The 25,542-nt window shown below is 71.1% G+C and carries 25 protein-coding genes; 16 read left to right on the top strand and 9 right to left on the bottom strand.

Going from position 1 to position 25,542, the window contains the following annotated elements; translation table 11 throughout:
- Positions 1–19: 19 nt before the first annotated feature.
- The 3 genes from meaB (at position 20) to ABZ854_RS08740 (ending at position 3,333) form a co-directional block, all read left to right on the top strand.
- Entirely contained in the window at positions 20–976 is a 957-nt protein-coding gene (gene meaB / locus ABZ854_RS08750) for a methylmalonyl Co-A mutase-associated GTPase MeaB (RefSeq protein ID WP_361206422.1), read from the top strand.
- Between the two features lie 411 nt (positions 977–1,387).
- Positions 1,388–2,617 (top strand): MFS transporter, encoded by a 1,230-nt coding sequence (locus ABZ854_RS08745; RefSeq protein ID WP_361206419.1) that lies wholly within the window; start codon positions 1,388–1,390, stop codon positions 2,615–2,617.
- Between the two features lie 116 nt (positions 2,618–2,733).
- The gene (locus ABZ854_RS08740; protein WP_361206417.1) at positions 2,734–3,333 is read left to right on the top strand and encodes a hypothetical protein; all 600 of its coding nucleotides are present in this window, start codon (positions 2,734–2,736) and stop codon (positions 3,331–3,333) included.
- A gap of 12 nt (positions 3,334–3,345) precedes the next feature.
- Here ABZ854_RS08740 and ABZ854_RS08735 read toward each other — a convergent pair whose 3' ends face one another.
- The 4 genes from ABZ854_RS08735 to ABZ854_RS08720 form a co-directional block, all read right to left on the bottom strand.
- Positions 3,346–3,996: a TetR/AcrR family transcriptional regulator gene (locus ABZ854_RS08735; protein ID WP_361206414.1), complete on the bottom strand. Its 651-nt coding sequence runs from the start codon at positions 3,994–3,996 to the stop codon at positions 3,346–3,348.
- Positions 3,997–4,033: 37 nt separating this feature from the next.
- A complete protein-coding gene (locus tag ABZ854_RS08730) occupies positions 4,034–4,804 on the bottom strand; it encodes a hypothetical protein (protein WP_361206411.1) in 771 nt (256 codons plus the stop codon).
- A gap of 182 nt (positions 4,805–4,986) precedes the next feature.
- Positions 4,987–5,280: an MTH1187 family thiamine-binding protein gene (locus ABZ854_RS08725; RefSeq protein ID WP_361206408.1), complete on the bottom strand. Its 294-nt coding sequence runs from the start codon at positions 5,278–5,280 to the stop codon at positions 4,987–4,989.
- Positions 5,277–5,630: a DUF3817 domain-containing protein gene (locus ABZ854_RS08720; protein WP_361206405.1), complete on the bottom strand. Its 354-nt coding sequence runs from the start codon at positions 5,628–5,630 to the stop codon at positions 5,277–5,279. The genes ABZ854_RS08725 and ABZ854_RS08720 overlap by 4 nt, the downstream gene beginning before the upstream one ends.
- A 204-nt stretch (positions 5,631–5,834) precedes the next feature.
- Between ABZ854_RS08720 and ABZ854_RS08715 the strand changes: the two genes are divergently transcribed.
- From ABZ854_RS08715 to ABZ854_RS08700, 4 genes are all read left to right on the top strand, one after another.
- A complete protein-coding gene (locus ABZ854_RS08715; protein WP_361206814.1) occupies positions 5,835–6,467 on the top strand; it encodes an AIM24 family protein in 633 nt (210 codons plus the stop codon).
- 1 nt (position 6,468) lies between these two features.
- The gene (locus ABZ854_RS08710) at positions 6,469–7,119 is read left to right on the top strand and encodes an AIM24 family protein (protein WP_361206402.1); all 651 of its coding nucleotides are present in this window, start codon (positions 6,469–6,471) and stop codon (positions 7,117–7,119) included.
- Entirely contained in the window at positions 7,116–7,922 is an 807-nt protein-coding gene (locus ABZ854_RS08705; protein ID WP_361206399.1) for an AIM24 family protein, read from the top strand. Before ABZ854_RS08710 ends, ABZ854_RS08705 begins: the two co-directional genes overlap by 4 nt.
- A 92-nt stretch (positions 7,923–8,014) precedes the next feature.
- Positions 8,015–8,491: a MarR family transcriptional regulator gene (locus ABZ854_RS08700; RefSeq protein WP_129306507.1), complete on the top strand. Its 477-nt coding sequence runs from the start codon at positions 8,015–8,017 to the stop codon at positions 8,489–8,491.
- Positions 8,492–8,554: 63 nt separating this feature from the next.
- Here the strand turns inward: ABZ854_RS08700 and ABZ854_RS08695 are convergent, their stop codons facing one another.
- Positions 8,555–9,535, bottom strand: coding sequence for a DUF5937 family protein (locus tag ABZ854_RS08695; protein ID WP_361206396.1), 981 nt, complete (start codon positions 9,533–9,535; stop codon positions 8,555–8,557).
- 100 nt (positions 9,536–9,635) lie between these two features.
- On the opposite strand from ABZ854_RS08695, the gene ABZ854_RS08690 reads away from it, so the two are divergent.
- The 4 genes from ABZ854_RS08690 to ABZ854_RS08675 all read left to right on the top strand — a co-directional run bounded on the left by ABZ854_RS08690 (position 9,636) and on the right by ABZ854_RS08675 (position 13,668).
- Positions 9,636–10,895, top strand: a complete 1,260-nt coding sequence (locus ABZ854_RS08690) for an MFS transporter (protein ID WP_361206393.1) — start codon at positions 9,636–9,638, stop codon at positions 10,893–10,895.
- A gap of 82 nt (positions 10,896–10,977) precedes the next feature.
- The gene (locus ABZ854_RS08685; RefSeq protein WP_361206391.1) at positions 10,978–11,487 is read left to right on the top strand and encodes a MarR family transcriptional regulator; all 510 of its coding nucleotides are present in this window, start codon (positions 10,978–10,980) and stop codon (positions 11,485–11,487) included.
- 67 nt (positions 11,488–11,554) lie between these two features.
- The gene (locus tag ABZ854_RS08680) at positions 11,555–11,893 is read left to right on the top strand and encodes a DUF3817 domain-containing protein (RefSeq protein WP_361206388.1); all 339 of its coding nucleotides are present in this window, start codon (positions 11,555–11,557) and stop codon (positions 11,891–11,893) included.
- Between the two features lie 74 nt (positions 11,894–11,967).
- Positions 11,968–13,668: a methylmalonyl-CoA mutase family protein gene (locus ABZ854_RS08675; RefSeq protein WP_361206385.1), complete on the top strand. Its 1,701-nt coding sequence runs from the start codon at positions 11,968–11,970 to the stop codon at positions 13,666–13,668.
- A gap of 319 nt (positions 13,669–13,987) precedes the next feature.
- On the opposite strand, the gene ABZ854_RS08670 is transcribed toward ABZ854_RS08675, so the two are convergent.
- Positions 13,988–14,611, bottom strand: coding sequence for a TetR/AcrR family transcriptional regulator (locus ABZ854_RS08670; RefSeq protein WP_361206382.1), 624 nt, complete (start codon positions 14,609–14,611; stop codon positions 13,988–13,990).
- Between the two features lie 248 nt (positions 14,612–14,859).
- On the opposite strand from ABZ854_RS08670, the gene ABZ854_RS08665 reads away from it, so the two are divergent.
- From ABZ854_RS08665 to ABZ854_RS08650, 4 genes are all read left to right on the top strand, one after another.
- Entirely contained in the window at positions 14,860–15,834 is a 975-nt protein-coding gene (locus ABZ854_RS08665; protein ID WP_361206379.1) for a tetratricopeptide repeat protein, read from the top strand.
- Between the two features lie 623 nt (positions 15,835–16,457).
- Positions 16,458–17,090, top strand: a complete 633-nt coding sequence (locus ABZ854_RS08660; protein WP_361206376.1) for a DUF6230 family protein — start codon at positions 16,458–16,460, stop codon at positions 17,088–17,090.
- Between the two features lie 117 nt (positions 17,091–17,207).
- On the top strand, positions 17,208–17,831 hold the full coding sequence (locus tag ABZ854_RS08655) for a DUF6114 domain-containing protein (protein ID WP_361206373.1): 624 nt from the start codon (positions 17,208–17,210) through the stop codon (positions 17,829–17,831).
- On the top strand, positions 17,821–19,260 hold the full coding sequence (locus ABZ854_RS08650) for a hypothetical protein (RefSeq protein WP_361206370.1): 1,440 nt from the start codon (positions 17,821–17,823) through the stop codon (positions 19,258–19,260). The genes ABZ854_RS08655 and ABZ854_RS08650 overlap by 11 nt, the downstream gene beginning before the upstream one ends.
- A gap of 148 nt (positions 19,261–19,408) precedes the next feature.
- Here ABZ854_RS08650 and pyk read toward each other — a convergent pair whose 3' ends face one another.
- The 3 genes from pyk to pta all read right to left on the bottom strand — a co-directional run bounded on the left by pyk (position 19,409) and on the right by pta (position 24,285).
- The gene (pyk, locus tag ABZ854_RS08645) at positions 19,409–20,839 is read right to left on the bottom strand and encodes a pyruvate kinase (RefSeq protein ID WP_361206367.1); all 1,431 of its coding nucleotides are present in this window, start codon (positions 20,837–20,839) and stop codon (positions 19,409–19,411) included.
- A gap of 123 nt (positions 20,840–20,962) precedes the next feature.
- Entirely contained in the window at positions 20,963–22,174 is a 1,212-nt protein-coding gene (locus ABZ854_RS08640) for an acetate kinase (protein WP_361206364.1), read from the bottom strand.
- A complete protein-coding gene (gene pta / locus ABZ854_RS08635; protein ID WP_361206361.1) occupies positions 22,171–24,285 on the bottom strand; it encodes a phosphate acetyltransferase in 2,115 nt (704 codons plus the stop codon). Before pta ends, ABZ854_RS08640 begins: the two co-directional genes overlap by 4 nt.
- Positions 24,286–24,496: 211 nt before the next feature.
- On the opposite strand from pta, the gene ABZ854_RS08630 reads away from it, so the two are divergent.
- Positions 24,497–25,522: an ATP-dependent 6-phosphofructokinase gene (locus ABZ854_RS08630; protein WP_361206358.1), complete on the top strand. Its 1,026-nt coding sequence runs from the start codon at positions 24,497–24,499 to the stop codon at positions 25,520–25,522.
- The last annotated feature ends 20 nt before the right edge of the window (positions 25,523–25,542 follow it).

Here is a 25,542-nt window from a genome sequence, read left to right as displayed (position 1 = left end):
AAGTGAACGGAGCTGTGTGATGCAGGACGTCTCCTCTCTGGTGGCCCAGGCCAGGGACGGCAGGCCGCGGGCCGTGGCCCGGCTGATCTCCCTGGTGGAGGGGGCGTCCCCGCAGCTCAGGGAGGTCATGGCGGCGCTGGCACCGCTCACGGGCAACGCCTACGTGGTCGGTCTGACCGGCTCGCCGGGCGTCGGCAAGTCGACGTCGACCTCCGCGCTCGTCACGGCGTACCGCAAGCAGGGCAAGCGGGTCGGCGTCCTGGCCGTCGACCCGTCCTCGCCCTTCTCCGGCGGCGCCCTGCTCGGCGACCGGGTCCGGATGTCCGACCACGCCTCCGACCCCGGGGTCTACATCCGCTCGATGGCGACCCGGGGCCACCTCGGCGGCCTCGCCTGGGCCGCCCCGCAGGCGATCCGCGTCCTCGACGCGGCGGGCTGCGACGTGATCCTGGTCGAGACGGTCGGCGTCGGCCAGTCCGAGGTGGAGATCGCCTCCCAGGCCGACACCGCCGTCGTCCTCCTCGCCCCGGGCATGGGCGACGGCATCCAGGCCGCGAAGGCCGGCATCCTGGAGATCGGCGACGTGTACGTCGTCAACAAGGCCGACCGGGACGGCGCGGACGCCACGGCCCGCGAACTCAACCACATGCTCGGCCTGGGCGAGGCCCGCGGCCCCGGCGACTGGCGCCCCCCGATCGTCAAGACGGTCGCCGCCCGCGCCGAGGGCGTCGACGAGGTGGTCGAGGCCCTCGAAAAGCACAGAGCCTGGATGGAAGAACGAGGCGTACTGGCGGAACGCCGCCTCTCCCGCGCCTCCCGCGAGGTCGAGACGATCGCCGTCACCGCCTTGCGCGAACGCATCGGCGACCTCCACGGCGACCGCCACCTCGGCACCCTCGCCGAACGCATCGTCGCCGGCGAACTGGACCCGTACCGCGCGGCGGACGAACTGGTCGCGGGCCTGACGGAAAGCTGACGGGGGCTGGGCGGCCCCCGGGGCCTGGCGAGGCCGCCGGCCTGAGGGCGGCTGGCAGACGGGCTCGTGCGCCGGGCGGCTGGTCGACCCCGGTCGCGGGCCTGACGAAGGCTGACCGGGGCTGGGCGGCCCCCCTTGGCCTGGCGAGGTCGCGGGCCTGACGGGGCCGGCTGACCGGGCTCGTGCACCCGGCGGCTGCTCAACCCCCGTCGCGGCCTGGCGGATGGCCGACCGGGCTTGCGTACCCCGGGGCTGGGCAACTCCGGGGTCGGCCCGGTACCTTGATCCGCATGTTCCTCTCCCAGGCGTAGAGCGCACACCCCGCGCCCGCGTACGCGGCCGACGCATCGCTGTCGGCCGGCGCGGCGCCTCGGTGTCCCCTCTCCGTGCCTCCCGTGAGGAACCCCGGCCATGTCCGCGCCCACCGCGCAGCGCTCCGTCCTGCCCCCGCGGCCCTCGTACGCCGCCGTCCTGCGCGTCCCGCACGCGCGCCGCGCCTTCACGGCCGCCCTGACCGCCCGCCTCTCCTACGGCACGGTCTCCCTCGCCCTGCTGCTGTCCGTGACCCGGGCCACCGGCTCGTACGCCGTCTCCGGGACCGTCCTGTCCCTCTTCGGCGCCGCGTCGGTCCTCCTGATGCCCGTACGGGCGTCCCTGATCGACCGGCACGGCCCGCGCCGCGCCCTGCCGCCGATGGCGACCCTCTACGGCGCCCTGCTGTGCCTCCTGGCCGCCCTGACCTGGCGGCCGGGCGCACCGGCCGCCCTCCTCGCCACGGCCGCGGCCCTGGCGGGCGCCTTTACGCCCCCGATGGGCCCGACCATGCGCGCCCTGTGGAGCGAACTCGTCCATGACCGGGCCCTGTTGCAGCGCGCCTACAGCCTCGACGGCGTGGCCGAGGAACTGCTGTACGTCTCCGGTCCGGCCCTGATCGGCGTCCTGGCCGGCCTCGCCCCACCCGCCTGTGGCCTCCTCCTCAGCGCCCTGCTGATCGTCGCCGGAGCGTGTGCCTTCGTCACGTCACCGGTGATGCCCGGTCCGCGCCCCGCCCAGGCCCCGCACAAGCGGTCCGTCCGCCCCTCCGGCATCCCCGGCCTCCTCGCGCCGGTCGCGGTCGCCGGGGGCGTAGGACTGGCCCTGAGCGGCCTCGACCTCCTGGTGATGGCCTTCACGGCCCAACACGCGTACGACACCGCCCTCGTGCCCTGGATCCTGGGCGCCCTCTCGGCGGGCAGCGCGGTGGGCGGCCTGCTCAACGGAGCGCTGCCCTGGCGCATGCCCGCCCGCACCCGCCTGTGCTGCTTCGCCGCGGCCCTCGGCCTGGTCATCGCCACGACCGCACTCGCCCCCGACCTGTGGACCCTCACCGCCGCCATGACCCTCGCCGGCGCCTTCATCGCCCCGGCCCTCACCACGGCCTACCTCCTCGCCGACGAACTCGCCCCCACCGACGCCCGCACCCGCGCCGGCGCCTGGGTCAACGCGGCCGTCAACGCGGGCAGCTCCACCGGCGCCCTCCTGACCGGCCTCCTGATCGGCGCCGTACCCCTCGGCATCTGCTTCCTGCTGTCGGGCGGGGTGGCCGTGGGGACGGCCCTCGTGGCGGGGCCTCGGCGACGCCGGTACGCCGATCGCTCCTGAGCCGCTCACCCGGACCGGCACGGGCGGCGACCGAGGGCGGCGGTCCCCGGTCGCCGCCTCGATCCGGCGGGCGGGCGGACGGCCGGTCGGCGCCTCGCGCGGTCTAGGGTGACCGAATGGACGTGGGGGCGGTCATGGTCGCGATCACCGGTGTGGCGGGGACCCTCGGGGCCGCGTTGCTCACCCAGCGGGGCGCCGACCGGGCCAAGAAGCGGGAGCTGGAGATGGCCCACGCCATCCAGGAAGCCCGCGAGAATCGTGAGCTGCGCCGCAGTTGCTACACACAACTGCATCGGGAGGCGAGGCAGTTCGCCACGGCACTGAGCCGGCACCTGTACCTCCTGCGGGACGGCAGGCTCGGGCGGGAGGACGTAGCGGCGTTGGAGGCGACCAAGGACGCCTACCGTGACCGGTGGTCCGAGGCTCTGATGATCGCCCCCGATGCGGTGATCGTTCCGGCGCACGACCTGAACGACGCGCTGACCGGGGTCTACGGACAGGTCAAGCGCCTGGAACAGGGAAACCCCCGCCCGGGCGAGACCCCGCAGTCGGCGGCTGAGGCGCAGCACGCGCTCTGGGCCCTGACAGGCGTCGCGAGGGAGGCGATGCGTCGCGATCTGGGCGTCACCGCCCATGCCGGCGAGGAGGCCCCCTGTGGCACACAGCCGGTTTCCTCCGACCATCCCACCGCGGTGACCAGGGATTTCGCCGAATAGCCCACGAGGCGCTCAGCGTCGCCGCGCGCGCCGCAGGTGGAGGCGGACTGCTCTCGTGGCGACCGGGCCGAGTTCGTCCAGGGCGGCTACCAGGGCGCCCAGTTGTTCCAGGGCGTCCAGGGCCGCGTGGGCGCCGGGTTCGTCGACGCCCTCGTAGAGTTCGATGCCGACGAAGGACGCGGCGACCGCGCGGGCCAGGCCGGCCGGATCGGCGAACCCGTCGAGCGGGGTGGTCGTCAGGACGCGGCGCAGGACGTCTTCGATCTCGGTGATCCACAGGTCGAGGCCCGCCGCGGCGGCGGGGCCCAGTGCGGCGTGGGTCTGGGCGCCGGCCAGCAGCTGGCCGAGCAGCGCCACGTGGCCGCCGGCCCGCTCCTGCTCGTGTATCTCGCGGCCGACGGCGAGGAGTTCGGTGAGGGAGGCCACCGTGGCGAGCCGGTCCCGGTAGCGGGAGACGGCCTGCTCGGCGCCGTAGCGGCAGGCGGCGGCGAGGAGTTCGTCGACCGAGCCGAAGTGGTAGAAGACCAGCGCCTGGTTGACCCCGGCCGCCGCCGCGACCGTACGCCCGGAGGTCTTGGCGATCCCCTGCTCGGTGAGGACCCGCAGCGCCCCCTCCAGCAGCTTGGTCTTGGTCTCCTGGGACTTCGCCGTCTCCGGGCTCATAAGCGCCTCTCCGCGGGCGTCGTCGGCGGTCGCACGGTCATCCGGACTCCTCCAGGGTGCGCAGGACGCGGGGGGCGCAGGCGCGGGTGACGGGGGAGCGGTCGCAGCGGCGGGCGGCCGGGGTGGAGTCCAGCGGACTCTTGCACAGGGCGACGCAGACGGCGGCCAGGAGCAGCAGCGGACACAGGTACGCCACGGCGGGGGCCAGGGTGCCGAACGCGTTCAGAGAGGTCTCCGCGGTCCGCGCGGACTCCAGGCCGAGTGCGGTCAGGCAGCCGGTCAGCACCAGCGCGCGGACCGCCAGTTCAGTCAGCCAGTTGGCCAGGGCCCGTTCCGGGGTGATGCCGCGCTCCAGCCACAGCCGCAGCCGGTCGAAGGACCAGGCGGTCGCCCAGACCGTCAGCGGCCGGAGCAGCAGGCGGTCGGCGAGGGCGCCGAACGCTCCCCAGCGGGGACGGTAGTCGAAGCCGGTGAGGAAGCGGACGCCGTGCGCGTCCGGGACGTAGCGCCAGTAGCCGCTGCCCTCGGCGATCGGGGACAGCGGGTGCGCGGAGGTGAAACGCAGGGCGGAGGTGCGGGTGCCGTCGGGGCGTTCCCTCTCGCCGGCCGCGACCCCGGTGCCGGCGACGGTGAGGAAGGGGAGCACCCGGGCGACGTAGCGGAAGCGCCGCGGTTCGCCCTCCGCGCGCGGGAGGTAGTCGATCTCCCTGATGCGCAGGTCCCAGCGCTGGTGCCGGGCGGGTTCCTGGGTGCGTTCCCACAGGTCGTCCAGGTCCGCGCGGATGTGCGTCTCTATGTAGAGACCCATGGCGACCCCCCACGTCAGGTGGATGTTTGAGCGAACGCTCAAACCCTCTGGAGCTGACGGTACACCGTGGTTGAGCGACTGCTCAAACAGCAAGGGGCGGAAAACCCCGGCCCGTTGGGGCCGGGGTTCGCTCGCCGGGGTCACCCGTCGAGGTCCGCTCGCCGTGGGGCGGGCGGGGCCGTTCACTGCGCCAGGTGCCGCTCCACCGTCGCCACCTTGGAGGTGAGTCCGTCGGTGACGCCGGGCCGGATGTCGGCCTTGAGGACGAGGGAGACGCGGGGCGCGCGCTCCTCCACGGCGGCCACGGCGCGCTTGACGACGTCCATGACCTCGTCCCAGTCGCCCTCGATGGAGGTGAACATCGCGTCGGTGCGGTGGGGGAGGCCTGAATCGCGGACCACGCGGACGGCGTCGGCGACGTACTCGCCCACGTCCTCGCCGACGCCGAGCGGCGTCACGGAGAAGGCGACGATCATGCGCTCACGACCCCTTCCTCACGGGCCCGGGCGGCGACGGCTGCGTTGACTGCGTTCTCGGCCTCGCGGCGCAGCTTGCGCTCGGCGAAGAAGCCGCCGGTCGGCAGGACGGAGAGGACGAAGTACAGGGCCGCGGTCTTCAGGCTCCACTTGGCGCGGTTCCAGGCGTCCGCCCAGAAGACGACGTAGAGGACGAACAGCACACCGTGGATCATGCCCATCACGGGCACCGCGTTGAAGTCCGTGGTCCGCTTCAGCACCGAGCAGACGAGCAGCACGAGGAAGGACACGGCCTCGGGGGCCGAGACCAGGCGGAGGCGGCGGAGGGCGGTGGCGGTCTTGATGTCCACGGGTCACCTTCGGGTGGGAGAGTCGCTGGGGGCGCGGTCGCTTCGTGATCCGCTGTGGCGCGCTTCGTGATCCGCTTTGTGAACGGAAGCACAAAGGTTCGCCCATTGTGGCAAACGGTGCCGTTAGGGGTGCGCTCAGGGTCCGTCTCCACCCTCCGGCCCTGTTCTCTCCACCCACCGGGCCGCTACTTTCGCAGCGTGGCGATGTTCCGACTTCAAGGCAGCAAGGTGCTGGCCGTCGACATGACCGGGGACGCCGTGAAGGCGAAGAACGGCTCCATGGTCGCGTACGACGGCGAGATGGCCTTCAAGAAACTGAGCGGCGGCGGCGAGGGCCTGCGGGGGATGGTGACCCGGCGGCTCACCGGCGAGCAGATGACGGTGATGGAGGTGAAAGGGCGTGGGACCTGCTGGTTCGCGGACCGCGCCTCGGAGATCAACCTGGTCGGACTCCAGGGAGACAAGCTCTACGTCGAGTCGAGCAACCTGCTCGCGACCGACGCGGGGCTGAGAACGGGGACGACCTTCACCGGCCTGCGCGGCGCCTCGCAGGGCAACGGGCTGTTCACGACGACCGTCGAGGGACACGGGCAGGCGGCGATCATGTCGGACGGGCCGGCGGTGGTGCTGCGCGTCAGCCCGCAGTACCCGCTGATCGTCGACCCGGGCGCGTACATCGCCCACCAGGGGAACGTACGGCAGTCCTTCCAGTCCGGTGTGACGTTCCGCACGTTCTTCGGGGAGGGCGGCGGCGAGGCCTTCCAGATCCGCTTCGAGGGCGACGGTCTGGTCTACGTACAGCCGAGCGAGCGGAACACGATCGCGGGGGACGTGTGAGATGAGCCTGAGGGAGATCAACTCCAAGATGGTCGAGGCGACCGTCATGCCCGGGCAGCGGCTGTTCAGCCAGCGCGGGGCGATGCTCGCCTACAAGGGGGACGTGTCCTTCACGCCCAACATGCAGGGCGGCCAGGGCGGCATGATGTCCATGATCGGGCGCCGGGTGGCCGGCGAGGCGACCCCGCTGATGTCCGTCGAGGGCAGCGGCACCGTCTTCTTCGGGCACGGCGGCCACCACGTCCACGTCATCCACCTCACCGGCGACACCCTCTACGTGGAGGCCGACCGGCTGCTCGCCTTCGAGGGCACGCTCCGGCAGGGCACGATGTTCATGGGCTCCCAGGGCGGGGTCATGGGCATGGTCCGCGGACAGGTCACCGGCCAGGGCCTGTTCACCACCACCCTCCAGGGGCAGGGCGCCGTGGCCGTGATGGCGCACGGCGGCGTCTTCGAGGTCCCGATCACCCCGCAGCGCCCGGTGCACGTGGACCCGCAGGCGTACGTCGCCCACCACGGCGACGTGCGCAACAAGCTGTCCACCGCCCTCGGCTGGCGCGACATGGTCGGCCGCGGCTCCGGCGAGGCGTTCCAGCTGGAGCTGAGCGGCAGCGGCACGGTGTACGTCCAGGCCTCGGAGGAAAAGCTGTGAGCGCGTACGGAACCCCCGGCGGCCCGGCCGTCCACGACCCGATGACGCTGCCCGTCGACGACAACGTGAACAAGTACACGTTCTGCGTGGAGCTCAAGAGCGGGCAGTGGTTCCTGCAGAAGGGGAAGATGATCGCCTACTACGGGGCGATCGAGTTCAACGGCGTCGGGCACGGCCGACTCGACCGACTTGTCCGTACGTCGTTCCATTCGCCACTGCACGCGAGCGACTGGGTGGTGGCCGAGGGCTCGGGCAAGATGCTGCTGGCCGACCGGGCCTTCGATGTCAATTCCTACGACCTCGACGACGGGAACTTGACCATTCGCGCGGGCAACCTGCTCGCTTTTCAGCCAACTCTCGCACTGAAACAATCGATCGTGCCGGGTTTCCTGACGCTCATCGGAACCGGAAAGTTCGTGGCCGCGTCTAACGGGCCGGTGGTGTTCATGGAGCCGCCGATCCGGGTGGACCCGCAGGCGCTGGTCGGCTGGGCCGACTGCCCCTCTCCCTGTCATCACTACGACCACGGGTATCTGACCGGCGTCATGGGCGGTCTACGTGCGATGACGGGCCTGGGCGGGGTCTCCGGGGAGGAGCACCAGTTCGAGTTCGTGGGTGCCGGGACGGTGCTCCTGCAGTCGTCCGAGGCGCTCATGGCGGAGCCGGCGACGGGGGCGGTTCCGGCGGAGCCGGGGGTGCCCGGAGGTGGCGTTCCGGCGTCGGGTGGACACGGTCCGCAATCGTCGGGTGCACCGCGTCTTCCCGGACAGCTGGGGGACCTCCAGCGTCGCTTCGGACTGTGAGCGGTAGTCTGCGGAGTGTGACGTCGAACGCGTGCGCACAGTCACACCACCCGAAGTAGTTCGTCATTCAACTTCTTAGGTAGACTTCATTCATGGAGACCGAGACGGCCACGCGCTGGCTGACCGATGCGGAGCAGTGCGCCTGGCGCACCCACCTGGAGGTCAACAGGCTGTTGACGTATCAACTCGAAAAGGATCTGCAGCCCTTCGGGCTGACGATGAACGACTACGAGATCCTCGTGAACCTTTCCGAGTCCGACGACGTACGGATGCGGATGAGTGACCTCGCGTCCGCCACCCTCCAGTCCAAGAGCCGGCTCTCGCACCAGATCACGCGGATGGAGAACGCGAACCTGGTGCGCCGCGAGAACTGCGAGTCCGACCGGCGGGGGCTGTACGCCGTGCTGACCGAGCACGGCATGGAGACGATGCGGAAGGTGGCGCCGCACCACGTGGCGTCCGTGCGCCGGCACTTCATCGACCTGCTGTCGGCGGAGACCCTCAGGGAGCTGGACAAGGGCCTCAAACCGATCGCCGAACACCTCAGGGGGCAGCGGGGACGCCCCTGAGCCCTGCCGACGGCCGCGCGTGCCTCGGGGGCCCCGGCCTCCGAGGTCCCGGCCGTCGGGGCCTCAACCTCCCGACGCGAGCGCCATCCCCAGGGGGGTGCGTTCGTACAGCACCTGGTGGCCGTAGCGGCGCGCGGTCAGCAGGCCCGCGTCGCGCAGGGTCGTGAGGTGGGACGAGACCGAGGACGGGGCCAGACCGAGCCGGTGGGCCAGGGCAGTAGTGGTCGCCGGTTCGGCCAGCGCGGTCAGCACGGCGGCCCGGCCCCGCCCCATCAGCCGTACGAGCGCCTGCGGGGCCCGGTCCGCCGGGTTCGTCCACAGACCGGCGATACCTCGGGCCGGATAGACCAGGGTCGGCTGCCAGGGCGGGTCGAAGCCGCTGATCACGTCCGGCCACACGAAGACGCTCGGCATCAGGACCAGCCCCTGGCCGTTCAGGTGCCGCTCGTAGTCACCCCGCGACTCCATGGTCAGCGTGCTCTCCCGCCAGCCCAGCCGTCCGTGCAGCTCCGGGAGCAGCCCGCCCAGGCCCACCTCCGCCAGCCGTCGCGAGTGGAAGGCCACATCGGCCTCCAGCAGGGCCCGCAGCCGCGGCCAGTCCGGCTCGATCAGCACCCGCCAGACCTCCTCCACCGCGTCCGCCAGCTCCGCCACCATCCGCACCGGATCCGCCATCCACGCGCGCGCGTACGGCGAGTCGAAGGCCCCCGGCGTGCAGGCGAGCGAACGGGCTGTGTCCTCGCGGGCCGCCACCGGATCGGCCCGCCGTACGGCCGCGATCTCCTCCTCGAACGTCGCCGCAGGCCCCAGCGGCGGCGGACCGAGCCAGTCCGGCGAATGCCCGCGCCGGGGCATCAGCAGCCACAGCGGAGTCAGGTCGAGACCGGCCGCCGCCGTACGCATCCGGCGCAGCCAGGGCGCGTGGTAGCCGTGCCGGTCCGGCCGCTTCAGCGTGCGCACCGCGTCCTGCGTCTCCCACAGCGGCGACACGGCGAACCGGCAGCGCAGGAAGTCGTCCTCCCCGAAGTGCAGATACGACGGCATCCCCACTCCCTCGACCGCCGGCACGAGCATCCCGAGCCGAAGATTCGGCCACAGTCGAAACTCTACGCCGCGCCCCCCGGGCCCATGCACGCTGCCGGACATGTCCGCACCGCCCAAGGCGACGTCCGAGCCCTCCGCCGGCTACGCCCGCGTCCTCGCCGTCCCCGAGTTCCGGGCCGTCTTCGCCGCGCACGTCCTGTCCATGCTCGGGCTGATCGTCAGCGAGATCGCGCTCTCCGTCCTCGTCTACGACCTCACCGGCTCGCCCCTGCTCAGCGCCCTCACCTTCGCCCTCGGCTTCCTGCCGTACGTCGTCGGCGGCACCCTCCTCGCCTCCGTCGCCGACCGCCTCCCCGCCCGCCGGGTGCTCGTGACCTGCGACCTGGTGTGCGCCGCCTGTGTGGCGCTGATGGTCGCCCCCGGCGCCGGCATCGGACTGCTGCTCGCCCTGCGCTGCTGCCTCGCCGTCGTCTCCCCGGTGTTCTCGGGCACCCGTATGGCCACCCTCGCCGACGTCCTCGGCGACGGCGACCTGTTCGTGCTCGGCCGCTCCCTGCTGCGCATCGTCGCGCAGAGCGCCCTCCTCGTCGGCTACGGCCTCGGCGGCCTGCTGCTCACCGTCGTCACCCCGCGCCACGCCCTGCTGATCACCGTCGGCACCTTCCTCGCCTCGGCCGCGATGCTGCGCCTCGGCACCAGGAGCAGGCCCGCCCGCGCCCGCCGGCCGGGAGAGCCCCGGCCGGGCACCCGCACGCTCTTCGCCGACCGGCGCGTCCGCGTGCTGCTCCTGCTGTTCTGGGTGCCCGCGATGTTCTCCGTCGTCCCCGAGGCGCTGGCCGCCCCCTACTCCGACGCGCTCGGCACCGGCTCCACCGGACTCGGCCTGCTGATGTGCGCCCTGCCGGTCGGCACCGTGGCCGGCGAGCTGTTCGCCGGGGCCCGGCTGCGGACCGCCGCCCGCGAGCGGATCGCGCTGCCCCTGGTCTGCCTGACCCTGCTGCCCTACCTCGGCTACGCCCTGCGTCCCGGCCTCGCTCTCTCCCTGCTGCTCCTGGCGCTGTCCGGGGCGGGGTCGGCGTACACGCTGGGTCTGGACCAGTGGTTCGTCCGGTCCGTGCCCGAGGAGCTGCGGGGGCGGGCCATGACCGTGCTCAGCGCGGGCCTGATGACCCTCCAGGGCGTGGGCATGGCACTGGCCGGGGTCGCGGCCGAGCTGATCGGCGTGCGCGGGGCCGTCGTGGGCGCCGGGGCGCTGGGCACACTGTGCTGCGCGGGGCTGGCGCTGGCGTGCCGGGCGACGGAGGGCGGAGGCATGGCGGTGCAGGATGACCGGGGGCAGCCCGAAGCGGTCGCCGGGTGAGCGGAGCCGGAAGCGGCCGCCGGGTGACCGAAAGCCGAGACAGGGCTGACCGGCATATGACCGGCCGGTAGGGTCTGCTGACGTGCCGAAGCCTCTCAGCCTCCCCTTCGACCCCATCGCCCGCGCCGACGACCTCTGGAAGCAGCGCTGGGGAAACGTGCCGTCGATGGCCGCGATCACCTCGATCATGCGGGCCCAGCAGATCCTGCTCTCCGAGGTCGACGCGGTGGTCAAGCCGTACGGACTGACGTTCGCGCGCTACGAGGCGCTCGTCCTGCTCACCTTCTCCAAGGCCGGCGAGCTGCCGATGTCCAAGATCGGTGAGCGGCTCATGGTGCATCCCACCTCCGTGACGAACACGGTGGACCGGCTGGTGCGCTCGGGCCTGGTCGCCAAGCGGCCCAACCCCAACGACGGGCGGGGCACGCTCGCCGTCATCACCGACAAGGGCCGCGAGGTGGTCGACGCGGCCACCGGCGACCTGATGGCGATGGACTTCGGGCTGGGGGCGTACGACGCGGAGGAGTGCCACGAGATCTTCGCGCTGCTGCGGCCGCTGCGGGTCGCCGCGCACGACTTCGACGAGGACTGAACCGGCCGCGCGGCCGAGCCCCGCCCCGGGGCAAGATCTCCCGGAACGGGCGGTTACGCTCGACGTCATGAAGAAGAGCGTGCTGACCCGCTACCGCGTCATGGCCTACGTCACCGGCGTGCTGCTGGTCCTGCTGACCCTGGGCGTCATCGCCAAGTACGGGCTTCAGATCGACGGGGCGGAGAAGTTCACCACCTTCGTCGGCATCGCCCACGGCTGGCTGTACGTCGTGTACCTGATCTTCGCCTTCGACCTGGGCTCCAAGGCGAAGTGGCCGGTCGGCAAGCAGATCTGGGTGCTGCTCGCGGGCACCGTCCCGACCGCCGCCTTCTTCGTCGAGCGGAAGGTCAGCCGGGAGCTGGAGGCGAAGATCGCCGAGCCGGCTCCGGTGGCCGCTGAGGCGTAGGTCTCACCGCCGTACGGCATCGTACGGCGGTCTGCCATCGACATTTACTAGGACGTCCAAGTAAATTCGAGGGTATGGACGCTCACGCCATCGAGGAAGGCCGCCGACGCTGGCAGGCCCGCTACGACGCCGCCCGCAAGCGCGACGCAGACTTCACCACGCTCTCCGGCGATCCCGTGGAGCCGGTGTACGGGCCCCGGCCGGGGGACACGTACGAGGGATTCGAGCGGATCGGCTGGCCCGGGGAGTACCCGTTCACGCGCGGGCTCCATCCGACCGGCTACCGCGGGCGGACGTGGACGATCCGCCAGTTCGCCGGGTTCGGCAACGCCGAGCAGACCAACGAGCGGTACAAGATGATCCTGGCCGCCGGCGGCGGCGGCCTGTCCGTGGCCTTCGACATGCCGACGCTGATGGGCCGCGACTCCGACGACCCGCGCTCGCTCGGCGAGGTCGGGCACTGCGGCGTGGCCATCGACTCGGCCGCCGACATGGAGGTCCTGTTCAAGGACATCCCGCTCGGGGACGTGACGACCTCCATGACGATCAGCGGGCCCGCCGTGCCCGTGTTCTGCATGTACCTGGTCGCCGCCGAGCGCCAGGGCGTGGACCCCGCGGTGCTCAACGGCACCCTGCAGACGGACATCTTCAAGGAGTACATCGCCCAGAAGGAGTGGCTGTTCCAGCCGGAGCCCCATCTGCGGCTGATCGGCGACCTGATGGAGCACTGCGCGGCCGGCATCCCCGCCTACAAGCCGCTGTCGGTCTCCGGCTACCACATCCGCGAGGCCGGGGCGACGGCCGCGCAGGAGCTGGCGTACACCCTCGCCGACGGGTTCGGGTACGTGGAGCTCGGGCTCTCGCGCGGCCTGGACGTGGACGTGTTCGCACCCGGGCTCAGCTTCTTCTTCGACGCGCACCTCGACTTCTTCGAGGAGATCGCCAAGTTCCGTGCCGCGCGCCGGATCTGGGCGCGCTGGATGCGGGACGTGTACGGCGCGAAGAGCGACAAGGCGCAGTGGCTGCGGTTCCACACGCAGACCGCGGGTGTGTCGCTGACCGCGCAGCAGCCGTACAACAACGTGGTGCGTACGGCGGTGGAGGCGCTGTCCGCCGTGCTCGGCGGGACCAACTCGCTGCACACCAACGCCCTGGACGAGACGCTGGCGCTGCCGAGCGAGCAGGCGGCGGAGATCGCGCTGCGTACGCAGCAGGTGCTGATGGAGGAGACCGGGGTCGCCAACGTGGCGGATCCGCTGGGTGGTTCGTGGTACGTCGAGCAGCTCACCGACCGCATCGAGGCGGACGCGGAGAAGATCTTCGAGCAGATCAAGGAGCGGGGGCTGCGGGCCCACCCGGACGGGCAGCACCCGATCGGGCCGATCACGTCCGGGATTCTGCGGGGGATCGAGGACGGGTGGTTCACCGGGGAGATCGCCGAGTCGGCGTTCCGGTACCAGCAGTCCCTGGAGAAGGGTGAGAAGCGGGTCGTGGGCGTGAACGTCGCGACCGGGTCGGTCACCGGGGACCTGGAGATCCTGCGGGTCAGCCATGAGGTGGAGCGGGAGCAGGTTCGCATTCTGGGGGAGCGGAAGGGTGCCCGGGACGAGGTCGCTGTGCGCTCGGCGTTGGAGGCGATGCTGGGGGCTGCCCGGTCCGGCGCGAACATGATCGAGCCGATGCTGGAGGCTGTTCGGGCCGAGGCGACGCTGGGGGAGATCTGTGGGGTGCTGCGGGATGAGTGGGGGGTGTACACGGAGCCGGCGGGCTTCTGACCCCCTGCGTCACGCTGACCGTCCCAGGGGGCTCCGCCCCCTGGCCCCCCGGTCCTTCGCCCACCCACCACCCGACTCGGTAGCTCAAGAAGTGACCGTGCCCGTCGGCGCCGTCTTCGCCTGCGGGCACGTCGTCGCTGGTCGCGCAGTTCCCCGCGCCCCTGACGGGGCACGTACATGCGTAGCTGCGGGCATGCGTGCCTCCCCCAGTGCCTTTAAGGGCCTGGGGGGACCCCCAGGGCGGCACGGGTGGGCGCAGCGGCAGCCTGGCGGTGCCGGTGAGTGACAGCCACCCCCGGGTGACCGTAGTGGGGGGTGGCTAGGTCTGGGGGAGGGACGTCAGGCCCAGGAGGAGGACCTGGGTGAAGCTGTGGACCCAGGGTTCGTCGGCCGGTTTGCCGCTGACCAGGGTCCGGTGGACCACCGCGCCCGCGACCATGTCGAAGATGAGGTCGGCGGTGCGGTCAGCCTCCTCGGGCCCGGGCTCCGGGGGGAGTTCGCCGCGCGCCTGGGCACGCGCCCGGCCCTCCAGAACCAGCCGCTTCTGCCGCTCGACGATCGACGCCCGGATGCGTTCGCGCAACGCCTCGTCCCGGGTCGACTCGGCCACCACCGCCATCAGGCCGCTCTTGGCCTCCGGCCGGGCCAGGATCGCGGCGAACTGCAGGACCACGCCCTCGATGTCCGCGGCCAGCGTCCCGCTGTCGGGCAGCCGGAGTTCGTCGAAGAGTTCGGCGACCGCGTCGACGACCAGTTCGTGCTTGCCGGACCAGCGGCGGTACAGGGTCGTCTTGGCAACCCCCGCCCGGGTCGCGACGTCTCCCAGGGAGAGCCCGGACCAGCCCAGTTCCACCAGCGCCTCCCGCGTGGCGGCCAGGATCGCGGCGTCCGCGGCGGCGCTGCGCGGGCGGCCGGGACGGCCGGCGGGGGTGGGGCTCTGCATGTCTCGACCATAACCGGCGGGATCTGTGCGGTCGTGAGGGAGATCACCGGGGAGTGGTGTCGCGCGGGCTGCCGTTGGCATTACGCTACGACTCGTAGCGAAAGCGTGGTGGACGCCCGTGCTGGACGTGCGCGGGCGACGACCACCGGCGCGGGGTGGGGACCCCGGCGCCGGCCACCGCATCGCACATCGCTCGCAGCACGCACACCGTTTTTTCTTCAGGCGCGGGATCGGGGGAGGATAGACGCATGCAGCCACGGAACATGTCCATGAGCGGAGTCGTCGACCTCGCCGCGGTGAAGTCGGCCCAGGAGGCCAAGGCCAAGGCCGAGCAGGTGCGCGCCGAAGCCGCGCGGCAGGGCGGCGGCCCCGGCGCGGTCTCGCCCGCCGATCTCGTCATCGACGTCGACGAGGCCGGGTTCGAGCGGGACGTCCTCCAGCGGTCCGCCGAGGTCCCCGTCGTCATCGACTTCTGGGCCGAGTGGTGTCAGCCCTGCAAGCAGCTGAGCCCGGTCCTGGAGCGGCTCGCCGTCGAGTACGACGGCCGCTTCCTGCTCGCCAAGATCGACGTCGACGCCAACCAGATGCTGATGCAGCAGTTCGGCGTGCAGGGCATCCCGGCCGTGTTCGCGGTCGTCGCGGGGCAGGCCCTGCCGCTCTTCCAGGGCGCGGCCGGCGAGCAGCAGATCAGGGAGACCCTGGACCAGCTGGTGCAGGTCGCCGAGCAGCGGTTCGGGCTGACCGGCCTGGCGGTCGACCCGGACGCGCAGCCGGGCGGCGCCCCGGTGCACGAGGTGCCGGCGGGGCCGTACGACGCGCTGCTGGAGGCCGCCGTCCAGGCGCTGGACGCGGGTGACCTGGGCGGGGCGGTCCAGGCGTACAAGAACGTGCTGAGCGACGATCCGGGCAACTCGGAGGCCAAACTGGGCCTGGCGCAGGCCGAGTTGCTGCAGCGGGTGCAGGGCATGGACCCGCAGGCGGTGCGCACGGCGGCCGCCGACCGGCCTGGCGACGCCGAGGCCCAGATCGCGGCGGCCGACCTGGACCTGGTGGGCGGGCACGTCGAGGACGCCTTCGGACGGCTGATCGAGACCGTGCAGCGTACGCAGGGTGACGACCGGGACGCGGTACGGCGCCGGCTGCTGGAGCTGTTCGAGGTCGTCGGAGCCGAGGATCCGCGGGTGATCGGGGCGCGCAGGGCCCTCGCGCGGGCGCTGTTCTGACCAGTCGCTAAACGCTACGGGTTGTGATGCCCGAGTGAAAGATTCGCCGACACGGCGTCACGGCGGTCGCGCTTTGCCAAATCTTGGTAATCGCGGCCGCTGTTACTCGCAGTAAATCAGGGCCGTTGATCTGTCTGGTTTCGTCCAAAGATCAACGGCTTTGCACTGCGCTTCGTTGCCACCCTCCGTGCCCCTCCGAGACCGGCGGGCCGCCGCTCGGTTATCCGGCCGTTACTAGCGAGTAACGAACCCCCTTGTGCGGGCGGCGAGAATGCACCACGATCGGCGACGCTCGGTCCTATCCCACACCCCGGCAGCCGGTCGGGTCACGGGAGACTCAGGGTCCCCACCGGGCAGAGCCGGCGGCAGTGGCGCCGGCTCTTGGACAGGGGGGTCTTCGCCACCTCGGCGAAGCCTGTCCGGCAAGGTTGTGCGTGATGCGTGTCAGGCGCGACCAGTGGTTGTCGCTCGGGGGTGATCGCCGGTGATACGGGCGCGGTTCAGCGCCGCCGACCGCAGGCGCTCTCCTTCCCGAGGACGTAGCACTTCTCCCATCCCTGCTCGCTCGAACCGCCGTCGGCGGCCGGCCGGGCCAGGAGATGTACGTCCGAGAAGGAGGAAATATGGAGTCCCAGGTGCGTGGCGGGACCAGATGGAAGCGGTTCGCTGTGGTCATGGTGCCCAGCGTCGCCGCCACGGCGTGCATAGGTGTCGCCCTCGCGCAGGGCGCTCTCGCGGCGTCGTTCAGCGTTTCCGGCCAGTCGTTCAAGGTGACGGCCGACAATCTCGAAGGCAAGGGCTTCGTCCAGTACGGAGCGATCGACTCGGGCTACTCCCTGGACGGCAAGAAGGCGGCTCACCCCGTCGCCGTCTCGGGCTTCAAGTCCGCCGAGATCACCAACATGTGCCAGTCCGTGGTCACCCCGGACGTGCCGATCTTCGGTTCGGTCAGCCTCAAGCTGACGGCCGGCAGCAAGTCCCCTGTCGAGGCGTCCAACCTCTACATCGACGTTGCCGACCTCGACGCCGACGCGACCTTCAACAACATCAACATCGGTGTTGCCGCCAAGGACTCCACCAAGGGTCCGGGCATGAAGGGCGGTGGCGAGCAGGCCAACCCGTTCGGGTTCGCGCAGGAGGCCGACTCCGCCACGCTGAAGAACGTGAAGCAGACGGCGTGGGCGACCACCGCCGGAACCTTCAAGCTGAGCGGTCTGCACATGTCCGTGTCGACCGGAACGCACGAGTGCTACTAGGCATTCGCTGACGGGCGGGGGAGCCGATGGCGCCCCCGCCCGTCCCCCATCCTGCCGCGTCTTCACGCGCGGCACACATCACCACCACAGCAACGCCGCACCAGGGAGCTGTTTTCCATGAGCGCAGAGACCCCTGCCGCCGAGTCCGGCCAGTTCACCGCCCGGAGGCTGCAGTTCCGCGCCTGGCGGGGCACCCGTCCGTTCTGGGCCGGCCTGTTCGTCCTGCTCAGCGGTCTTCCGATCATCTACTTCCCGTACTACCACCTGAAGTTCGGCCACCTGACGCTGGCGATGTCGACCACGGCGGGTGCGGGATCCCTGATCATCGGCGTGCTGCTGATCGTGCTGGGCGTCACCCTCTGGGTCCAGAAGCACGTGCGCACCTTCGCGGGTGTCGCCGCGATCCTCCTGGCGCTGGTGTCCCTGCCGGTGTCCAACTTCGGCGGCTTCATCTTCGGCTTCCTGCTGGCGCTCATCGGCGGCGGCATGGCCGTGGCGTGGTCACCCGGCGAGCCCCCGCAGGCGCAGCCGGGCGGCGACGCCCCGGGCGAGGGCACGGCTCCGGAGGCGGCGCCGTACGGCCAGGGCGTGGACGGGGCGGCCTTCGAGGCGCCGTACGACCACGGCGTGGACGGGGCGATCGGTGGCGGTGGCTCCCAGGCCCATGGCGGGCCGGCGGAGCACGACCTGTCAGGAACGAGCCCGGCCAACGGGGCGAACGGGAGGCACAGTGCCGGCTGACGAGGTGACCCACGGGGCTGATGTGGAGGAGTCCCGTGCGAGAACCGGGCCCCGCCACGCGGCACCCAAGAGGCCGCTGTTCACCAGGTTCCACATGCCGGCGGGCAAGGCGATAGCCACCGTGGCGATGCCCACGGCGGTCCTCGTGGGCCTGGGCTTCACGTCCTCGCTCGCGCTCGCCGCCGGTGGCAGCCCGTCCCCGTCGACGACGGCCAAGAGCCTGACGGCCGACGAGTACAAGGACTGCGTCAAGGCCCTGGACAAGGCCCAGAACGCCACGGACTCGCCGTCGCCGTCCGCGTCCCAGAGCGCCTCTGCGGACAAGGCGACGCCGTCCCCCACCGCGACCTCGGGCACGAAGGACACCAAGGACGCCAAGGACACCGGGAAGGCGGACACGGGCTCCTCGTCGGATTCAGGTTCCGACGCGAAGTCCACGCCCAAGCCGACCACGGACACCAAGTCCACGGACACGGGCTCCGGTTCCACGGACACCTCGAAGTCCTCCGGCCCGGGCACCGGCGACACCACCACGCCGACCCAGACCTCCACGCAGAAGAGCGGCGGGCTCCTCGGCACGATCGACGACATCGGCACGACGCTGGGCGGCATCCTCACGGGCGGCAAGAGCGACTCCGGTACGACCGCGAGCCCCAGCCCGAGCGCGTCCCAGTCCGCGTCGGACACCTCGTCCTCGTCCTCCGCGTCCTCCTCGTCCGACAAGACGTCCACGTCGTCCGACAAGACGTCCACGGCGGGCAAGGACACCGTCACCGGCACCGTCAAGGACACCGCCTCGAAGGCGACGAAGACGGTCACGGACACGGTGAAGGACACCGTGAAGGACACCACCGGCACGGTGACGAAGACCGCCGGGGACGCCACCAAGACGGTGACGGACACGGCCAAGTCGGCGGACCCCAGCCCCTCCGCCGGATCGGGCACGTCGTCGGCGGACTGCCCGGCGGCCACCGAGGACGTCAGCGGCGTCGACAACAGTGTGGCGGTCGCGGACGACCCCTGGTACCTGAACGCCAGCTCCCTGCTGCTCAAGGGCGCCGACTACCAGGGCATCGTCGAGGTGAAGACGGCCAACGGCACCAAGAAGAAGGTGCTGAAGTACGTCATATCCGGCGGCACCGACATCGGCGACCTGCACCAGACGGTGCAGGACAAGCAGGCCGGCAAGACCTACCACGTGCAGGCGGCCAAGGGCTCGACGTCCACCATCAGGAACGGCGACACCGTGATGTACACGGAGTCCATCTCGGGCAACCTGTTCGGTCTGATCCCGGTCACGTTCAGCCCGGACAGTCCGCCGCCGCTGAACATCCCGCTGATCTACTTCACCAACGTGAAGGTCGTCCAGGCCGGCCAGTTCGGCGGCAACCTGCACGTGCCCGGCATGCACGTCTACGTCACCGACTGAACGGTCGCACAAGCCCGTTCAGGGCCGCTCGACGCCCGAGGGCGCCCCCTGGAAGCCAGGGGGCGCCCTCCGCGCCGTACAGGTGCCACACGTCCCCTACGGGCCGTACAGGCCCCCGAAGGGGCCCGTGCCGGACCGTCTGGAACCGTCAGTCGGTCTCCGCGCCGCCCAGGTGGTGGACGCGGACCATGTTGGTGGTGCCGGGGACGCCGGGCGGGGAGCCGGCCGTGATGATGACGATGTCGCCCGCGTCGAACCGGCCCAGCTTGACGACCTCCTGGTCCACCAGGTCGACCATCTCGTCGGTGCTGTTCACGAACGGCACGACGTGGGACTCCACGCCCCAGCTCAGGGTCAGCTGGTTGCGGGTGCCCTCGTCGGTGGTGAACGCGAGGATCGGCTGGGTGGCCCGGTAGCGGCTGAGCCGGCGCGCGGTGTCACCGGACTTGGTGAACGCGATCAGGCCCTTGCCGCCGAGGAAGTCGGCGATCTCGGCGGCCGCGCGGGCCACCGAACCGCCCTGCGTGCGGGGCTTCTTGCCCGGCACCAGCGGCTGCAGGCCCTTGGAGAGCAGCTCCTGCTCGGCCGCGCTGACGATCTTCGACATGGTCTTCACGGTCTCGACCGGGTAGGCGCCCACGCTGGACTCGGCGGACAGCATGACCGCGTCGGCGCCGTCCAGGATCGCGTTGGCCACGTCGGAGGCCTCGGCGCGGGTCGGCCGGGAGTTGGTGATCATCGACTCCATCATCTGGGTCGCCACGATCACCGGCTTGGCATTGCGTCGGCACAGCTCGATCAGGCGCTTCTGGACCATCGGCACCTTTTCGAGCGGGTACTCGACGGCGAGGTCACCGCGGGCGACCATCACGCCGTCGAACGCCATGACGACGTCCGCCATGTTGTCGACCGCCTGCGGCTTCTCCACCTTGGCGATGACGGGGACCCGGCGGCCCTCCTCGTCCATCACCTTGTGCACGTCGGCCACGTCCTTGGCGTCCCGCACGAAGGACAGCGCGACCAGGTCGCAGCCCATGCGGAGGGCGAAGCGCAGGTCCTCCACGTCCTTCCCGGACAGCGCCGGCACGTTCACGGCGGCGCCGGGCAGGTTGATGCCCTTGTGGTCGGAGACGACACCGCCCTCGATGACGACGGTCCGCACCCGCGGGCCCTCGACGTCCACGACCTTCAGCTCGACGTTGCCGTCGTTGATCAGGACCTGGTCACCGCGCGCGACGTCGCCGGGCAGCCCCTTGTACGTCGTCCCGCAGATCTGCTTGTCACCCGGTACGTCCTCGGTCGTGATGACGAACTCGTCACCGCGCTCCAGCTCGACCGGACCTTCGGCGAAGGTCTCCAGGCGGATCTTCGGGCCCTGCAGGTCGGCGAGGACACCGATGGCCCGGCCGGTCTCCTTGGCAGCCGCCCGGACGCGGTCGTACCGCGCCTGGTGTTCGGCGTGCGTGCCATGGCTGAAGTTGAACCGGGCCACATTCATGCCCGCCTCGATCATGGCGACGAGCATCTCGTGGGAGTCGACCGCGGGGCCGAGAGTACAGACGATTTTCGAACGGCGCATGGGGCGATCCTATCGGTTTGTTTCGCTGCGGAATATTCCGTCTGGCGGAAGATACAAATGGGCGGACCCGCGCTCAGGCGTGTTACTCCGGTGTATTGCTCAACTCCTTGCCCGACTCCTCGCTCAACTCCTGTTTCCGACCAGCTCGTACGTCTGCGTGGCGATCTCCAGTTCCTCGTCGGTCGGCACCACGGCGAGGGCCACCCGCGCGGACGCCGGCGAGATCAGCCGCGCCTCCCCGCCGCGTACGGCGTTCAGCTCGCCGTCGACCGCCAGGCCCAGCCCGTCCAGGCCCGCGACCGCCGCCTGGCGCACCGGCGCCGCGTTCTCCCCGACCCCGGCCGTGAACGCGACCGCGTCCACCCGGCCGAGCACCGCGTAATAGGCGCCGATGTACTTTTTCAGCCGGTGAATGTAAATGTCGAAGGCCAGCGCGGCTTCTTCGTCGCCCTCGTCGATCCGGCGCCTGATCTCCCGCATGTCATTGTCCCCGCACAGACCGAACAGCCCGCTCCTCTTGTTGAGAAGAGTGTCGATCTCGTCCATGGACATATCCCCGACACGGGCCAAATGGAAGATGACGGCCGGGTCGAGATCCCCGGAACGCGTACCCATCACCAGCCCCTCCAAAGGCGTCATCCCCATGGAGGTCTCCACGCACCGGCCGCCCTGAACGGCCGAGGCCGAGGCGCCGTTGCCCAGGTGCAGCACGATGACGTTCGTGTCCGCGGGGTCCTTGCCCAGCAGCCGCGCGGTCTCCCGGGCCACGTACGCGTGCGACGTGCCGTGGAAGCCGTAGCGGCGGATCCGGTACCGGTCGGCGATCCTCGGGTCGATCGCGTAGCGCGCCGCCGCCTCCGGCATCGTCGTGTGGAACGCGGTGTCGAACACCGCGACCTGGGGCAGGTCGGGGCGCAGCGCCATGGCCGTGCGGATACCGGTCAGGTTGGCCGGGTTGTGCAGCGGCGCGACGGGGATCAGCCGCTCGATCTCGGTGAGCACGGCCTCGTCGATGACGGTGGGCTCGGTGAAGAACATGCCGCCGTGCACCACCCGGTGGCCGATCGCGGCCAGTTCGGGCGAGTCCAGGCCCAGCCCGTCCCGGGCGAGTTCCCCGGCGACGGCCTTCAGCGCGGCGTCGTGGTCGGCGATGGGCCCGCTCTGCTCGCGGCTCTCACCGGTGCCCAGGCAGGTGTGCTTCAGCCGCGAGGTCTGCTCGCCGATGCGCTCCACCAGACCGACCGCGAGCCGGCTCGCGTCGCGCATGTCCAGCAGCTGGTACTTCACCGACGAGGAGCCGGAGTTGAGGACGAGGACACGGGTCGCGGAGGTCACTGCTCGGTTGCCTTCTGGTCGGGGGTCGAGGAGGTGTTCGAAGAGGTGCTCTGGGCCTGGATCGCCGTGATGGCGACGGTGTTGACGATGTCCTGGACGAGCGCGCCGCGGGACAGGTCGTTGACCGGCTTGCGCAGGCCCTGCAACACCGGGCCGACGGCGATCGCGCCGGCCGAGCGCTGCACGGCCTTGTACGTGTTGTTGCCGGTGTTGAGGTCCGGGAAGATCAGCACGCTGGCCTGACCGGCCACCTCGGAGCCGGGCAGCTTGGTCGCGGCGACGGACGGCTCCACGGCCGCGTCGTACTGGATCGGTCCCTCGATCTTCAGGTCGGGCCGGCGCGAGCGGGCCAGCTCGGTCGCCTCGCGCACCTTGTCGACGTCCGCGCCGGTGCCGGAGGTGCCGGTGGAGTACGACAGCATCGCGATCCGCGGCTCCACCCCGAACTGGGCCGCGGTGCCCGCCGCTTGGACGGCGATGTCCGCGAGCGCCCGGGCGTCCGGGTCCGGGTTGACCGCGCAGTCGCCGTAGACCAGCACCTTGTCGGCCAGGCACATGAAGAACACGGAGGAGACGATGGACGATTCCGGCTTGGTCTTGATGATCTCGAAGGCCGGCCGGATCGTCGCCGCCGTGGAGTGCACCGAGCCGGAGACCATGCCGTCGGCCAGGCCCTCCTCGACCATCAGGGTGCCGAAGTAGTTCACGTCGGAGACGACGTCGTAGGCCAGTTCGACCGTGACACCCTTGTGGGCGCGCAACTGGGCGTACTTCTCGGCGAAGGAGTCCCGCAGTTCGGAGGTGGCCGGGTCGATCAGCCGGGTGTCGCCGAGGTCGATGCCCAGGTCGGCGGCCTTCTTGCGGATGGTGTCCACCGGCCCGAGCAGTGTCAGGTCGCACACCCCCCGGCGCAGCAGCACCTCGGCCGCGTGCAGCACCCGCCCCTCGGAGCCCTCCGGCAGCACCACCCGGCGCTTGTCCGAGCGCGCCTGCTCCAGCAGCTTGTGCTCGAACATCATCGGGGTGACCCGGTCGCTGCTGGGGGCGCTCACGCGCGCGGCCAGCTCGGCGGTGTCGGCGTAGCGCTCGAACAGGCCGAGTGCGGTCTCCGCCTTGCGCGGGGTCGCCGCGTTCAGCTTGCCCTCCAGGGAGAACAGCTGCTCGGCGGTGGGGAAGCTGGTCCCGGACACCGAGATCACCGGGGTGCCCGGGGCGAGCTTGGCGGCCAGGGTGAGGATCTCCTCGCGGGGCACCTCGTCCAGGGTGAGCAGGACCCCGGCTATCGGCGGGGTGCCGGCGCTGTGCGCGGCCAGTGAGCCGACGACCAGGTCGGCCCGGTCGCCGGGGGTGACGACCAGGCAGCCCGGGGTCAGGGCGGCCAGCAGGTTCGGCAGCATCGCCCCGCCGAACACGAAGTCCAGCGCGTCCCTCGCCAGCCCCGAGTCGTCGCCGAGCAGCACCTTCGCGCCGAGGGCGTGGGTGATCTGGGCGACCGTGGGTGCCGACAGCGCGGGCTCGTCCGGGACCACGTAGCAGGGCACGGGCAGCCGGTCGGCCAGCCGCTCGGCGATCTCGTCCCGGTCCTCGCGGGCCACCCGGTTGACGACCGTGGCCAGCACGTCGCAGCCCAGCCCGTCGTATGCCCGGTAGGCGTTGCGCGTCTCCGCGAGCACCGACTCGGCGCTCTGCCTGCGGCCGCCGACGACCGCGATCACGGACGCGCCGAACTCGTTGGCCAGGCGGGCGTTGAGTGACAGCTCGTCCGGCAGCTGCGTGTCGGAGAAGTCGGTGCCGAGGACGAGGACGACGTCGTAGTCCCGGGCCACCCGGTGGAAGCGGTCGACGAGGGTCGACACCAGTTCGTCCGAGCCCTGCTCGGCCTGGAGCGCGGACGCCTCGTGGTAGTCCATGCCGTAGACCGTCGACGGGTCCTGGGCCAGGCGGTAGCGGGACCGCAGCAGTTCGAAGAGTCGGTCCGGTACGTCGTGCACCAGCGGCCGGAACACCCCCACCCGGTCGACCTGCCGGGTCAGCAGCTCCATGACCCCGAGGTCGACGACCTGGCGGCCGTCGCCGCGGTCGATTCCGGTGACGTACACGCTGCGCGTCACGTGCGCACCCCTCTTGTCTGTCCGTCTCGCCGTCGGTCTCGGACGAGAAACAAATCCGCGACACAAAAATCGCCCACCAGGGTGAGCAGAACCCTCTTGACAGTACCTCTGGCGCTGGGTAAGGCGCCCGTCAGGACTTCACCGGTCCGGCGGACGTGAAACAATCGGAAACGTCTCACCGGTACCGACAGCGAGCAGGAGACACAGCACGATGCGCATCGGAGTGCTCACCGCAGGCGGCGACTGCCCCGGCCTGAATGCCGTGATCCGGTCGGTCGTGCACCGCGCGGTCGCACAGTACGGCGACGAGGTCATCGGCTTCGAGGACGGCTACCGGGGTCTGCTCGACCGCCACTACCGCGCCCTCGACCTGGACGCCGTCAGCGGCATCCTGGCCCGCGGCGGCACCATCCTCGGCTCCTCCCGGCTGCAGCGCGACCGGCTGCGCGAGGCCTGCGAGGGCGCGGCCGACATGGTCGAGGAGTTCGGCATCGACGCCCTGATCCCGATCGGCGGCGAGGGCACGCTGACCGCCGCCCGCATGCTGTCCGACGCGGGCCTTCCGGTCGTCGGCGTCCCCAAGACGATCGACAACGACATCTCCTCCACCGACCGCACCTTCGGCTTCGACACCGCCGTCGGCGTGGCCACGGAGGCCATGGACCGCCTGAAGACCACGGCCGAGTCCCACCAGCGCGTCATGGTCGTCGAGGTCATGGGCCGGCACGCCGGCTGGATCGCCCTGGAGTCCGGCATGGCCGCCGGCGCCCACGGCATCTGCCTGCCCGAACGCCCCTTCGACCCGGCCCACCTGGTCAAGATGGTCGAGGAACGCTTCGCGCGCGGCAAGAAGTTCGCGGTCATCTGCGTCGCCGAGGGCGCCCACCCAGCCGACGGCAGCATGGACTACGGCAAGGGCGAGATCGACCAGTACGGCCACGAGCGCTTCCAGGGCATCGGCACCGCGTTGGCGTACGAGCTGGAGCGGCGCCTCGGCAAGGAGGCCAAGCCGGTCATCCTCGGCCACGTCCAGCGCGGTGGCGTCCCGACGGCGTACGACCGTGTCCTCGCCACCCGCTTCGGCTGGCACGCCATCGAGGCCGCGCACCGGGGCGACTTCGGGAAGATGACCGCGCTGCGCGGCACCGACATCGTGATGGTGCCGCTCGCCGAGGCGGTCACCGAGCTGAAGACGGTCCCGAAGGACCGCATGGACGAGGCCGAGTCGGTCTTCTAGAACCCCTGTGCCGGTCTTCC

The sequence above is a fragment of the Streptomyces sp. NPDC047028 genome (assembly GCF_040644095.1).
Taxonomy (GTDB): Bacteria; Actinomycetota; Actinomycetes; order Streptomycetales; family Streptomycetaceae; genus Streptomyces.
This window is presented reverse-complemented; position numbering and strand designations above follow the sequence as displayed.

Bases quoted from the DNA above. Each gene is read 5' to 3' on its own strand.
- ABZ854_RS08735 (WP_361206414.1), bottom strand. From the start codon at position 3,996: ATGAGCCCGGAGACGGCGAAGTCCCAGGAGACCAAGACCAAGCTGCTG.
- meaB (WP_361206422.1), top strand. From the start codon at position 20: ATGCAGGACGTCTCCTCTCTGGTGGCCCAGGCCAGGGACGGCAGGCCG.
- ABZ854_RS08680 (WP_361206388.1), top strand. From the start codon at position 11,555: ATGAAGAAGAGCGTGCTGACCCGCTACCGCGTCATGGCCTACGTCACC.
- ABZ854_RS08630 (WP_361206358.1), top strand. From the start codon at position 24,497: ATGCGCATCGGAGTGCTCACCGCAGGCGGCGACTGCCCCGGCCTGAAT.
- ABZ854_RS08715 (WP_361206814.1), top strand. From the start codon at position 5,835: ATGTTCCGACTTCAAGGCAGCAAGGTGCTGGCCGTCGACATGACCGGG.
- ABZ854_RS08700 (WP_129306507.1), top strand. From the start codon at position 8,015: ATGGAGACCGAGACGGCCACGCGCTGGCTGACCGATGCGGAGCAGTGC.
- ABZ854_RS08695 (WP_361206396.1), bottom strand. From the start codon at position 9,535: ATGCCGTCGTATCTGCACTTCGGGGAGGACGACTTCCTGCGCTGCCGG.
- ABZ854_RS08690 (WP_361206393.1), top strand. From the start codon at position 9,636: ATGTCCGCACCGCCCAAGGCGACGTCCGAGCCCTCCGCCGGCTACGCC.
- ABZ854_RS08730 (WP_361206411.1), bottom strand. From the start codon at position 4,804: ATGGGTCTCTACATAGAGACGCACATCCGCGCGGACCTGGACGACCTG.
- ABZ854_RS08745 (WP_361206419.1), top strand. From the start codon at position 1,388: ATGTCCGCGCCCACCGCGCAGCGCTCCGTCCTGCCCCCGCGGCCCTCG.
- ABZ854_RS08655 (WP_361206373.1), top strand. From the start codon at position 17,208: ATGAGCGCAGAGACCCCTGCCGCCGAGTCCGGCCAGTTCACCGCCCGG.
- ABZ854_RS08660 (WP_361206376.1), top strand. From the start codon at position 16,458: ATGGAGTCCCAGGTGCGTGGCGGGACCAGATGGAAGCGGTTCGCTGTG.
- ABZ854_RS08670 (WP_361206382.1), bottom strand. From the start codon at position 14,611: ATGCAGAGCCCCACCCCCGCCGGCCGTCCCGGCCGCCCGCGCAGCGCC.
- ABZ854_RS08740 (WP_361206417.1), top strand. From the start codon at position 2,734: ATGGACGTGGGGGCGGTCATGGTCGCGATCACCGGTGTGGCGGGGACC.
- ABZ854_RS08710 (WP_361206402.1), top strand. From the start codon at position 6,469: ATGAGCCTGAGGGAGATCAACTCCAAGATGGTCGAGGCGACCGTCATG.
- ABZ854_RS08675 (WP_361206385.1), top strand. From the start codon at position 11,968: ATGGACGCTCACGCCATCGAGGAAGGCCGCCGACGCTGGCAGGCCCGC.
- pyk (WP_361206367.1), bottom strand. From the start codon at position 20,839: ATGCGCCGTTCGAAAATCGTCTGTACTCTCGGCCCCGCGGTCGACTCC.
- ABZ854_RS08665 (WP_361206379.1), top strand. From the start codon at position 14,860: ATGCAGCCACGGAACATGTCCATGAGCGGAGTCGTCGACCTCGCCGCG.
- ABZ854_RS08725 (WP_361206408.1), bottom strand. From the start codon at position 5,280: ATGATCGTCGCCTTCTCCGTGACGCCGCTCGGCGTCGGCGAGGACGTG.